This is a genomic window from Streptomyces sp. NPDC036822 (assembly GCF_055609145.1).
Window position 1 is genome coordinate 1 of the sequence record NZ_JBVJPY010000044.1, and the last position, 11,592, is coordinate 11,592.

Annotated in this window: 10 protein-coding genes; 7 read left to right on the forward strand and 3 right to left on the reverse strand. The window is 67.6% G+C overall.

What is annotated here, in order from left to right:
* Positions 1-152 precede the first annotated feature (152 nt).
* The 3 genes from ACZ68P_RS35640 to ACZ68P_RS35650 all read right to left on the reverse strand — a co-directional run bounded on the left by ACZ68P_RS35640 (position 153) and on the right by ACZ68P_RS35650 (position 3,743).
* Complete coding sequence (locus ACZ68P_RS35640) at positions 153-809, reverse strand: lytic polysaccharide monooxygenase (RefSeq protein WP_471013460.1); 657 nt, start codon at positions 807-809, stop codon at positions 153-155.
* An 80-nt stretch (positions 810-889) separates the two neighbouring features.
* Complete coding sequence (locus tag ACZ68P_RS35645; protein WP_471013463.1) at positions 890-1,336, reverse strand: DoxX family protein; 447 nt, start codon at positions 1,334-1,336, stop codon at positions 890-892.
* A 106-nt stretch (positions 1,337-1,442) separates the two neighbouring features.
* Positions 1,443-3,743 (reverse strand): family 49 glycosyl hydrolase, encoded by a 2,301-nt coding sequence (locus tag ACZ68P_RS35650; RefSeq protein WP_471013465.1) that lies wholly within the window; start codon positions 3,741-3,743, stop codon positions 1,443-1,445.
* Between ACZ68P_RS35650 and ACZ68P_RS35655 the strand changes: the two genes are divergently transcribed.
* The 7 genes from ACZ68P_RS35655 to ACZ68P_RS35685 all read left to right on the forward strand — a co-directional run bounded on the left by ACZ68P_RS35655 (position 3,742) and on the right by ACZ68P_RS35685 (position 11,508).
* Positions 3,742-3,969, forward strand: a complete 228-nt coding sequence (locus tag ACZ68P_RS35655; RefSeq protein ID WP_471013467.1) for a hypothetical protein — start codon at positions 3,742-3,744, stop codon at positions 3,967-3,969. The two genes, ACZ68P_RS35650 and ACZ68P_RS35655, sit on opposite strands and share 2 nt — an antisense overlap.
* A 564-nt stretch (positions 3,970-4,533) precedes the next feature.
* A complete protein-coding gene (locus ACZ68P_RS35660; RefSeq protein WP_471013469.1) occupies positions 4,534-5,718 on the forward strand; it encodes an ROK family protein in 1,185 nt (394 codons plus the stop codon).
* A gap of 91 nt (positions 5,719-5,809) precedes the next feature.
* Positions 5,810-7,546 (forward strand): alpha-glucosidase, encoded by a 1,737-nt coding sequence (locus ACZ68P_RS35665; RefSeq protein ID WP_471013471.1) that lies wholly within the window; start codon positions 5,810-5,812, stop codon positions 7,544-7,546.
* Between the two features lie 40 nt (positions 7,547-7,586).
* A complete protein-coding gene (locus ACZ68P_RS35670; RefSeq protein ID WP_471013472.1) occupies positions 7,587-8,903 on the forward strand; it encodes an ABC transporter substrate-binding protein in 1,317 nt (438 codons plus the stop codon).
* Between the two features lie 94 nt (positions 8,904-8,997).
* On the forward strand, positions 8,998-9,891 hold the full coding sequence (locus tag ACZ68P_RS35675; RefSeq protein WP_471013476.1) for a carbohydrate ABC transporter permease: 894 nt from the start codon (positions 8,998-9,000) through the stop codon (positions 9,889-9,891).
* Positions 9,892-9,899: 8 nt separating this feature from the next.
* Positions 9,900-10,814 carry a carbohydrate ABC transporter permease gene (locus ACZ68P_RS35680; RefSeq protein ID WP_471013484.1) on the forward strand — a complete coding sequence of 305 codons (915 nt, stop codon included), beginning with the start codon at positions 9,900-9,902 and terminating at the stop codon, positions 10,812-10,814.
* Between the two features lie 223 nt (positions 10,815-11,037).
* Positions 11,038-11,508, forward strand: coding sequence for an ATP-binding protein (locus tag ACZ68P_RS35685; protein WP_471013479.1), 471 nt, complete (start codon positions 11,038-11,040; stop codon positions 11,506-11,508).
* Positions 11,509-11,592 lie beyond the last annotated feature (84 nt).

An 11,592-nucleotide genomic window follows, 5' to 3' on the forward strand; every position in this document is an offset into this window, starting at 1 on the left:
ACCGCACCCGTCCTGCGCGTACCCCGCCGCGACCGTCGCGGGCAACGGGGCACGAGGATGGTGAAGAGTCGAGCGCACGTGCGGTGGTAGGGCGGGGTGGCCTCGTGGGGGGGGTTGGGGGAGCCCCACGAGACCCGGTCAGCCGGCCTTGGTCAGCCGAAGTCGACGTCGCTGCACAGGAAGTACTTCTGGTCCATGTGCGAGGCCTTCCACACGGTCACCACGACGTGGCGGCCGCTGTAGCCCGAGGTTGTGACGTCTGTCGTGTAGTGCGCCTGGTAGGGGTAGCGGCCGGTCTTCTTCACCAGCTCGAGGTCGTTCCACCCGATGAGCTGGTACTCGGGGTTGAAGCCCTGCCTGGTGACGTAGACCTCGAGCCAGTCCGCGCCGTGCCGTGCCTCGTCGTAGACGTCGACGGTGAAGTGGGAGCCGAGGCTGGTGGTGATCCACGGGCCGGGCCGGTCGAGTGGCCGGTAGTTCGTCTCGCCCTGACCGCCGGCGCTGCAGATCTGGCCGTCGGTAACGACCTGCTGGTAATTGTCCCCGGTGTTGTTGGCGTAGACGGCCTTCCACGCACCGATGGCGTTGGAGTTCTCGTGGTAGGTCCGGTAGCACATGGGGTCCAGGGCCTCGTTCGGCTCGCTGTAGCCCCAGCGCTGCAGGCAGCCGTAGTTGCGCGTCTGGGGCGCGATGACCGTGCCGTGGGCGGATGCAGTCGGCGCCAGCGGAAGCAGGCAGAGCAGGCCGGTGGCCAGTACTCCTGCGCTGAGGGCCGCACGGCGGGACGGATTTGCGGGTGCGAGGTTCATGGTGCTCTTCCTCCGTGTTTCGGGGGACCGCTGGTCAAGGCGACCAGCAAGTTACGTGCACATGACATCTTGTGATCGGTTCAGGTGTGGTTGCGGTCGCTCACCTCCCTTCGGGGACGCCGCTTGAGCTGCGCGGTGAGAGCCGGCAGTGTGGTCAGGGACCACCGGCCGGGGCCGAGGGCGGCGATGAGCAGGAAGGCCCAGCAGAACAGGGCGGCCCGCTCGCCGCCGTTCTCCAGCGGGAACAGCCCGTCGGGCTGGTGGTGGACGAAGTAGGCGTAGGCCATGGAGCCGGAGCACAGGATCGCGGCCGGCCGTGTGCCCAGGCCCAGCAGCACGAGAGCGCCGCCGGCCAGTTGGATCACCGCTGCCCACCATCCGGGCCACTGCCCGGGGCTGGGCGGCTGGCCGTGCCCGCCGCCGAGGACACCGAAGAGCGTCGCCGCTCCGTGGCATGCGAACAGCAGGCCGAGGACGATCCGGAACAGGCCCAGGATCGGGCCCTGGAATCGGGAGGATGTCTCCACGGTGGTGCCCTTTCTCTGTGATGGCGCGAAGGTGGCGGCGGCTTTCGCCGTGTGTGGGCGGGGCGGCCGGCGGCCGTGCGGGTGCACCGGCGGCCGCCCCTGGGGGTCAGGCGGTGAGGGTCCACTTCTGGCTGTTCCAGGTGCCGCAGTCCCACAGGTGCAGGCGGGCGCCGTCGGCGGTGCTCTGGGCGGTGATGTCCAGGCAGCGGCCGGACTTGAGGTTCTTCAGGGTGCCGCCTGACTGGAAGGCCCACTTCTGGCTGTCCCAGGTGCCGCAGTCCCACAGGTGGGCCTTGGTGCCGTTGGCGGTGGCGCCGCCTTCGACGTCGAGGCACTTGCCGCCTGACTTGAGCTGCTGGCCGTCGAGCGTCCAGGTCATCGAAGGAACGTTGGCGCAGGCCCACTGCTGGATGGCGGTGCCGTTGGCGGTGCCGGCTCCGGCGCGGTCGACGCACTTGCCGGTGGCGTTGTTGACGATCTTCCCGCCGGTCACCGGGTCGGGGCCGGGGCCGGGGTTGTTGCCGCCGGGGCCCCAGGCGTTCCAGTTGTCCCAGTTCTCGGCGTCGAAGCCGAGGCGGCCGAGCTTGTCCGCGCCCCAGTTGGTGCCGGCCTTGTCGATGACGGTGCCGCCGACGGTGTAGTTCTCCAGTTTCAGTCCGCGGCTCTGGCTCGTCTCGTTGCCGAGGGTCACCTTCTGGCCGGCGGCGTTGGTGTACCGCTTGAGCAGACTGACCTGGGAGGAGGGGTCGAGCTGACTCCAGGCATCGATCTTGAGGTTCTTGACGTGGATGTTCTCGGTGCTGGAGAGGGCGAAGACGCGGATCGCGCAATTGGTCATACCTTCGACGGTGATGTTCTCGAAGGTCATGTTCTTCACCCACGCGTTCGGGTCGGCCGTGGTGGTCGAGCCCATGTTCTCCCAGTGTGAGGAGGAGTTGAGGATGCAGGTGTTGTACTTGACGTCCTTCCAGTACATCCGGTTGTGGATGACGTGGGTGTTGCTCACGCGGACGTTGTCGATGTTGCGCGGGGTCCAGCCCCACTGGATGACGGGGCCGTTCTCGTTCTTCCAGATGACGGTGTTATCGATGCTGACGTCGCTGTGGTACATCTTCAGGACGTCGTCGTTGGCGTTGAAGAACGTGTTCTTCATGGTGCTGCCGCGGTAGAGCTCGATACCGTCGGTCTGCCAGTACCAGGAGCCGACCTGCTTGTAGTTGTCGACGCGCATGCTGAACGTCTGCTCGTCGCCGTAGACGACGAAGGAGTGGTAAGGCGGCTCGTTGATCGTCACGCCCTGCAGGTCGAGGTGCTGCTGCCGGCCGGGGGCCGACTCGAACTGCAGCATCTTCACGCAGCTGGAGTGACAGTTCGACGCACCGGAGAGGTGGTCGTAGTTGTTGTTGGTGTCCGCCTCGTAGACGTACTGCTCACCCGAGAGGACGCCGTAGCCGGTCACCTTGTACAGGCCCTGGGTGTCGTTGGGGAAGCGGATGGCGCCCTTCACGTACGCGCCGGGGGCCAGGTAGACCCACTTGACCTGCTTGGGCAGCAGCGCGTGGTACTTGGAGGTCATGGAGTAGGTGCCGGGCCGGAAGTACACGATCTCCTCGGTGATCGTGTTGAGGTTGGTGACCTGGCCCTGCTGCGGGTAGTGGATGCTGCCCGAGGCCGCCGTCGGGATCAGACGGTCCTGCTCCGCGCCGGTCGGGGCCGGCTCGGCGAAGACCATCATCGAGTTGCGGGGCTCGGTGTGGATGGCGCGGTTGCCGCCGCCGGAGGCGGTGGTGAGCTTGCCGGCGTCGGTGGCGGGGCCGGACATGTCGTTGTACGCCGTGTACAGCTGCGGCTCGAACTCGACGGAGAAGCGGTAGCCCGCCTGGTTGTAGGGCACCTTGATGCGGACGGTGTCGCCGTCGACGAGCTGCTTGGCGAAGTTGAGGCTGCTGGGCTTGATCTTGACCTGGTCGGCCGAGGAGATGCTCTGACCGGTGCGCAGGGAGACATCGACCCAGGCGTCGGCGGAGTACTGGAAGGACGACCAGCTCATCGTCAGGCCGGCCGACGCGGAGAACTCGGCGCCGTCCTCCTTGGTGTAGCCGAGCTTGCCCTTCCCGCTGCGCGGGATGCTCATGTAGGCGAAGGAGTCGTAACGGGTGTCCGGTGCCGCGGCGGTGGCGACCTGCACGTCGTAAAACGACGAGCGCCGAACCTTGTCGGCGGCCACCTGGCTGGAGGTGTTGAACTCGTGGTTGTCGTGCCACCACGTCTTGAGCTGCGCGGTGTCGGCGGTGGAGATCTCGGTCGTGGCGGCCGTCGACGTGCCGGCGGGCACGACGACCGAGGCCAGAGCCAGTGCCAGGCCGACGGCGCCTGTCGCCAGCCGGCTCAGTCTGCTTGCGGACATGCTGATTCCTTACAACGAAGGGGTGCGGAAGTCCGGGGCGCGGGGGAGCGCGCCCCGGTGTCCGGGCCGGCAGGTGCTCACGGTGTTCGCCGCCGGCGTCGCGGAGATGGTGTGCATGCGGCAGGGAGCCGCGGTGTCGCGCCTGCTGGGCGGGATGGACGGCCCGGTCCGTCCGGTGTGCGGCAGCCGTGTCCGGGCCGAGAGCCCGTCGGGCGGAGCCGCGTGAGCGGTGGTGAGCCAGGATCCTTTCGCTCGGTGAGCAGCGCTCTTCAGCAGACGGTCCGAGGCGTCTGCGGAGCCGGCAGGGGTGGTCGCCGACTGCACGGGCCCGGGTTCTCCTTCGACTACGGCGAGCGTGTCGCGGGCGCAGGCCGAGGCCGTGAGAAGCCGGGGTTCCGGGCGGTTGCCCGGCGGTCTGCGGTTGCCGGATAACGTCCCGTCATTTCTTCGCCGTGTCAATGAAATGAACAAGATCTCTCCGGCTTCGGCGCTGACGGAGCCGTACTAATGGCCCTATAACGCGCATATCGACGTGCGTTCGACGTACTGACACCCCGCATCACGGTTACGTAACGCGCATTTTTCTTTCTTGACGCACGAAAAGCGGGGGCGCACACTCCTGGCATAGGCAGTCAGCCCCGCAGCGGGCTGTCGGCTCTCGGTGACAAATGAGGGAGGTCGCCATGGCGGTCGCCGTACTCTCGCGAAGGCTGTTACCGCACCGTCGGGTACGACGGTGACGACATGGCCCAAGCGCCCCTGATCGATGTCAGCCCTGGAGGCATGAGTGATGAGTCCGTCCAAGATCCGATTCTCGGAGCTCGTCGGTGAGCAGACCCGCGCGGAGATCTTCGCGACCGTCCTCACCGCAGGACCCATCTCACGCACCCAGCTCGCGCAGCGGCTGGGGCTGGTGCCCTCCAGCGTGACCCGGATGCTCCCGCCCCTGCTGGAGCACGGCTATCTGCGGGAGGAAGACGACACCGCCCCCCAGGGGAGGGGCCGGCCGCAGAAGATGCTGCACGTCAACCCCGACAAGCACATCGTCGTCGGCATGAAGATCGGCCCCGCGCAGGTCTCGGGCGTCATCACCGACATGGCGGCCAACGTGCTGGCCCGCGACGAGGAGCCCATCGCCGACTGCACCCCCCAGACCGCCCTCTCCGCCGCGGCAGCACTGACTCGCAGGCTCCTATCGACGGCGCCCGAAGCGGCGGACAGGGTGCTCGGCCTGGGCGTCGGAGTCAGCGGCCACGTCGACTCCGACGCCGGAATCTGCCGCTACTCGGCCCTCCTCGACTGGAACAAGGTCGACGTGGCCGGCCCCCTGCAGGAGGCCACCGGACTGCCGGTCGTCGTGAACAACGACGTCAACACGCTCGTCGTCGCCGAACGCTGGTTCGGTGAGGGGCGGGACATCGACTCCTTCGCCGTCGTCACCGTCGGACCCGGCATCGGATGCGGACTGCTCCTCAACGGGAGCCTGTTCTCCGGCGCCACCGGCCTGGCCGGCGAGCTGGGCCACGTGCCCCTGGATCCGGCCGGTCCCATGTGCAGTTGCGGCCGCCGCGGCTGCCTGGAAGCACTCGCCGGAGACCGCGCCGTCCTGCGCCATCTCCAGGACGCCGGGTTCGCCTGCGCCTCCATCGACGACGCCATCAGCCTCGCCCGCTCGGGCACGGCCGCGGCCCGCAACGCCGCGCTCGCCGCGTTCACCGAAGCCGGTACCGCGCTCGGGCGAGGACTGGCCGGTATGTGCAACCTGCTCAACCTGCAGAAGATCATCCTCGCCGGGGAAGGAGCGGTCGCCCACGACCTCTTCGGCCCCGCCCTGACCCAGGCCCTCGAAGCCCACGCCTTCTCCACCGCGGCCCGTGACTGCCAGATTCACGTCGACCCGGTGCAGCACGACCTGTGGGCACGCGGGGCGGCCTGCCTGGTCATCCGCGACACGGTCGGCGCGACCCTCTCCTAGAACCTAAGAACCCGCAACGGCGGCCCGAATCAGGCCGCACACCCCAAACCAGTCACAGCAAGTAATCGAGCGATCACGATGAGGTTCTGACGTGCCTGAGAACACGCCCGGTCCCGCCGACTCCTGGTGGAGCAACGCGGTGGTCTACCAGATCTACCCCCGCAGCTTCGCCGACTCCAACGCCGACGGCATCGGCGACCTGCAAGGCATCATCGAGCGCCTCGACTACCTCTCCCAGCTCGGCGTCGACGTCCTGTGGCTCTCCCCGGTCTACCCCTCCCCGCACGACGACAACGGGTACGACATCAGCGACTACCAGGACATCGACCCTCTCTTCGGCACGCTCGCCGACTTCGACCGCCTCCTGGCCGCCGTCCACGAGCGGGGCATGAGGCTCGTCATGGACCTCGTCGTCAACCACACCAGCGACGAACACCCCTGGTTCACCGCCTCCCGCGACGGCGGCCCCGCCGGCGACAAGCGCGACTGGTACATCTGGCGCCCCGCCCGCGACGGCATGGAGCCCGGAACCCCCGGTGCGGAGCCCAACAACTGGGGATCGTTCTTCTCCGGCCCCACCTGGACCTACGACGCCGCCGGCGGCGAGTACTACCTGCACCTGTTCTCCCGCAAGCAGCCCGACCTCAACTGGGACAACCCCGAGGTCCGCCAGGCCATCTACGCCATGATGCGCTGGTGGCTCGACCGGGGCGTCGACGGCTTCCGCATGGACGTCATCAACCTCATCTCCAAGACGCCCGGCCTGCCCGACGGCATCGTCCACGAGGGCGCCCGGCTCGGGGACGGCAGCCCCCACTACATCTGCGGGCCCCGCGTCCACGAGTACCTCGCCGAGATGCACCGCGAGGTCTTCGAGGGCCACCCCCGCAAGCTGCTGACCGTCGGCGAGATGCCCGGAGTCACCGTCGAAGAGGCCAAGCTCTTCACCCACCCCGCCCGCCGCGAGGTCGACATGGTCTTCCAGTTCGAGCACGTCGGCCTCGACCAGGGGCCCGGAGGCAAGTTCGACGTCCGGCCCCTGAAGCTGACCGACCTCAAGGCCAGCCTCGGCCGCTGGCAGACCGGCCTGGGCGAGACCGGCTGGAACAGCCTGTACTGGAACAACCACGACCAGCCGCGTGTCGTCTCCCGCTTCGGCGACGACAGCGCCGCCTGGCGCGACCGCTCCGCCAAGCTGCTGGCCACCGTTCTGCACCTGCACCGCGGCACCCCTTACGTCTACCAGGGCGAAGAGCTGGCCATGGCCAACTTCCCCTTCGCCTCCCTCGGCGACTTCCGGGACATCGAGTCGCTCAACCACTACCAGGACCGCAGGGAACTGGGCGCCGACGAGGAAGGCATCCTCGACGGCCTGCGCCACCGCAGCCGGGACAACGCCCGCACCCCCATGCAGTGGGACAGCACCGAGCACGCCGGCTTCACCGTCGGCACCCCTTGGATCGCCGTCAACCCCGACCACAAGGACGTCAACGCCGCGAGCCAGCTCGCCGACCCCGACTCCGTCTTCCACTACTACCGCCGCCTGATCGCCCTGCGGCACACCGAGTCAGCTCTCACCCACGGCGACTTCCACATGCTCAACCCCGACCACGAGCAGCTCTACGCCTTCACGCGCCACGACGCGGCCGCCGGCACCGAACTGCTCGTTCTGGCCAACTTCAGCGGAGACGACCTCACCGTCGACCTGCCCGACGGCTGGGAGAACAGCGACATCCTCATCGCCAACGCCCCCGCCACCCAGCCCCTCACGAGCCCGCACACCCTGCAGCCGTGGGAAGCACGCGTCCACCGCCGCCGCACCAGCTGACACCACCCTTGCCGCAACGACGCACACCAAGGAAACAGCCATGAACAACCCGCGCACCCGTACCACCCGGCGCATCAAGCCGCTGCTCCTCGCGGTCTCGGCGCTGGCTCTGCTGGCCCCCCTGACCGCCTGCGGCGGCTCCGACACCGCCGCAGGCGACGCCAACACGCTGCGGCTTTGGCACTACGAGGACAAGGACGGCGCGCTCGGCAAGGCGTGGGCCGCGGCCATAGAGGAGTTCAAGAAGACCCACCCCGACGTCAAGGTCGTCTTCGAACAGAAGTCCTTCGAGCAGATCCAGCAGAACGCCGGCATGATCCTGAACTCCGACAAGGCGCCCGACGTCATGGAGTACAACAAGGGCAACGCCACCACCGGCCTCCTCGCCAAGCAGGGCCTGCTCACCGACCTCACCTCCGTCGTCAAGGAACGAGGCTGGGACAAGAAGGTCGGCGACAGCGCCTCCGTCACCGCCCGCTACGACGCCAAGGGCGAAATGGGCGGCGACCAGTGGTACGGCGTACCCAACTACGGCGAATTCGTCCTCACCTACTACAACGACGACCTCTTCAAGAAGTACGGTGTCGCCAAGCCCACCGACTTCGCCGGCTTCGAGGCCGCCCTCGCCAGGTTCAAGGCCGCCGGCATCACACCTCTCGCCAACGCCGGCGCCGACCACCCGGCCGGCCACTGGCTCTACCTGCTCGCCCTGTCCAAGGCCGACGGCACCTGGGTCGACAACTACCAGCTGTACAAGGGCAAGGTCGACTTCCACGGCCCCGAGTTCACCTACGCGGCCACCAAGTACAAGGAGTGGGTCGACAAGGGCTACTTCGAGAAGAAGGACGTCGGCCTCAAGGGCAACAACATGACCGAGCAGTTCGTCTCCCAGAAGCGCCCGATCATGGTCGGCGGCAACTGGTGGTTCGGCGCGCTGACCACCGACATCAAGAACTTCAAGTGGTCCACCGCCCCCTACCCGGGCAGCGAGAAGACCCTCGGCTCCGGCGGCAACAACTGGGTCATCCCCACCAAGGCGAAGAACAAGAAGCTCGCCGAGGACTTCATCGACATCACGATGTCCGACAAGATCCAGAAGCTGATCGGCGAAGAGGGCAACGTCCCCCTGGCGGTCAAGGCCGACGCCGTCACCAACGCCAAGTCGCGCGAACTGGTCACCGCTTTCCACGCCGCCCAGAGCGGCCGCGGCCTGGCCTTCTACCCCGACTGGCCCGTCGCCGGCTACTACGACACCTGGCTGGGCTCCACCCAGAACCTGATGAACGGTGCCAAGCCCGGCACCGTCCTCGACGAGCTTGCCGCCCCCTACGACAAGTACGCCGCCTCCAGGTCCTGAGACTCCTCGCCGGCCCTTCCCAGGCCGGATCCCACGCCGTTCAGGGGACGGCGGACCGCCCGGCGGCCGCCGTCCCGCCCACCCAGGAGCAACAGTGAAAACCACACGTCACCCGCGGTCGACGGGATACGCCGTCTTCCTCGCACCGGGCCTCCTGCTCAGCCTGCTCTTCCTCGTCGTCCCGCTGGTGATGACCTCCTACTACAGCCTCACCACCTGGCAAGGCATCGGCGACCCGACCTTCACCGGCCTGGACAACTACACCCGCCTCCTTCAGGACGCCGACTTCTGGGCCTCATTCCGCAACATCGGCTTCGTCATCGTCGGCATCGCCGTCGTCCCCACCCTTCTGGGCCTCTTCCTCGCCGCCCTGCTCTTCGACTACATCGGCAAGAAGCACGGCGACGGCATCGTCGGAGTCTTCCGCTCAGGCCTCTACCTGCCCCAGGTCATCCCCGTCGCCGTCACCGGCCTCATGTGGGGCTGGATCCTCGCCCCCGAAGGCGCCGTCAACAGCATCCTGGAGACGGTCGGCCTCGCATCCCTCACCCAGAACTGGCTCGGCGACCCCGACCTCGCCCTGTGGATGGTCCTGGCCGTCCTCGTCTGGATGCAGCTTGGATACCCGCTCGTACTGTTCATGTCCGGCCTGCAGCGCATCGACCCCGAACTCTACGAAGCCGCCTCCCTCGACGGCGCCACCTGGTGGCAGCGGTTCACCCGCATCACCGTGCCCATTCTGCGGCCCGAGGTGTACGTCGTCCTGGTCACCACCACCATCGCCGGCCTGAAGGTCTTCGCCCAGATCTTCGTCCTCACCGGCGGCGGCCCCGGAAACTCCACCTTGGTCCCCGCCTACTTCGCCTACCAGAACTTCTTCGAGCGCGCCGACGTCGGCTACGGATCGGCCATCTCCACCACGATCACCCTGCTCGTGCTGATCATCGCCGGGACGATGCTCGCCCGCCAGGCCCGCGAGGACGGATGACCATGACCATGACCACCGAACCCACCACGCAGCCCGGCCCCTCCAAGCAGGCTCCCCGCGGCCACGCCGCACCCAAGTCCCGCAGGAAGAACCCCGAACGCAAGAGGGGTGCCGGCTCCTACGCCGTCATCGCGGCGGTGGCCGTCTTCGTCCTCGCGTTCCTCTCCCCGTTCGCCATCATCCTGCTCAATTCCTTCAAGACCGGAGCCGACTACCGGGCCAACGGCTCGCTGTCCCTGCCCGAGGAGTGGAACTGGGCCGTCATCGGCGACGTCTGGGAACGCGTCGAGTTCACCCAGAAGCTGATCAACAGCATCCAGATCAGCCTCGGCGTCGTCCTCCTCGCCGTCGTCCTTGCCCTCTTCAACGCCTACGCCATCGGCATCGGCCGCGTCCGCCGGCGCACCGCCTTCCTCGTCTTCTTCCTCGGCATCAACGTCCTGCCACAGGAAGGCCTCGTCTACCCCATCTACTACCTGTTCAAGGAGACGGGCCTTTACGACGGCAAACTCGGCTACACCATCCTCGTCGGCATCACCTACAGCGCCTTCGGCACCTACCTGCTCTCCTCCGTCTTCGCGAGCTTCCCCAAGGAACTCATCGAAGCCGCCTCCCTCGACGGCGCCGGCCGCTGGACCATCCTGTGGCGCATCGTCCTGCCCATGAGCTGGCCCACCCTGTCGGTGATGTGCGTCTTCTTCTTCGTCTGGAGCTGGAACGAGTTCCTGTACCCCCTCGTCCTGCTCATCTCCAACGACAACCAGACCGTCCCCCTCGGCCTGTCCGTCCTGCAGGGCCAGTACACCAGCGACCCCACTTCCCTGAGCGCCGCGGCCCTCCTCGGCGTCATCCCCATGGTCGTCTTCTTCCTCATCTTCCAGCGCTCCCTCACCCGCGGCCTCACCGCCGGCGCCGTGAAGTAGCCCCTACCGAGCCACCCCGGACCCGGCTTCCACCGTCCCGCTACCGGGTCCGGGGTTCACCCACACAGCACGCCGCGAAGCCCCGCCGAAAATAGGCCGTCGCGTCACGACAACCCAGGAGTAGACCCGCCCGCATCCACCGCACCGGCCACGGGAGACCAGACCGGCCCCCCACAGCCTTCCTCCCGCTGTCCCCGCCCTACCTCGACCGAGGTGCGCCGCCATGCCAACCCCCACCATCGACCGCAGCCCCGCCGAGCAGCACACCAGCGGCCCCAGCAGCCACCTGCCCCTCAGCCCCGTGCGGCACGCAGTACGAGCAGCCCGCCACCATGCCCATGCAGTCCTGACCGAATGGGGCATACCACCCGAACTGGTCGACGACGCCGTCGTGGTCATCTCGGAACTCGTCACCAACGCCGCCTTGCACACCCGCAACGGACCTGCAGACCTCCACCTGCTCATCGAGGACCAGCAGCTCGTCATCGCGGTGACCGACACCTGCGCCGACTCCATCGCACGCACGGTCCCGCGCGAAGGCAGCGATGACGACCACGGCCGAGGTCTGGCCATCGTCCGCGCCCTCACACGCGCCTTCGGATGTCACCGCACGGCCACCGGCAAAACCGTGTGGGCACGGATAGACGTCCCGGTACAGCCCTGCGGAGGCATCAAGGAGGGGGCGGGACTGTAAAACGTTCGGTGTAACTCCCGATCATGGAAGATGCATCGATGACCAGCAGCAACGTGACCGAGATCGAGTCCGACGAGCCGTCTG

What these genes read in the sequence shown, in the direction of transcription:
- ACZ68P_RS35670 (WP_471013472.1), top strand. Translation starts at nt 7,587, where the DNA reads ATGAACAACCCGCGCACCCGTACCACCCGGCGCATCAAGCCGCTGCTC.
- ACZ68P_RS35685 (WP_471013479.1), top strand. Translation starts at nt 11,038, where the DNA reads ATGCCAACCCCCACCATCGACCGCAGCCCCGCCGAGCAGCACACCAGC.
- ACZ68P_RS35655 (WP_471013467.1), top strand. Translation starts at nt 3,742, where the DNA reads ATGCTGATTCCTTACAACGAAGGGGTGCGGAAGTCCGGGGCGCGGGGG.
- ACZ68P_RS35660 (WP_471013469.1), top strand. Translation starts at nt 4,534, where the DNA reads ATGAGTCCGTCCAAGATCCGATTCTCGGAGCTCGTCGGTGAGCAGACC.
- ACZ68P_RS35650 (WP_471013465.1), bottom strand. Translation starts at nt 3,743, where the DNA reads ATGTCCGCAAGCAGACTGAGCCGGCTGGCGACAGGCGCCGTCGGCCTG.
- ACZ68P_RS35680 (WP_471013484.1), top strand. Translation starts at nt 9,900, where the DNA reads ATGACCACCGAACCCACCACGCAGCCCGGCCCCTCCAAGCAGGCTCCC.
- ACZ68P_RS35640 (WP_471013460.1), bottom strand. Translation starts at nt 809, where the DNA reads ATGAACCTCGCACCCGCAAATCCGTCCCGCCGTGCGGCCCTCAGCGCA.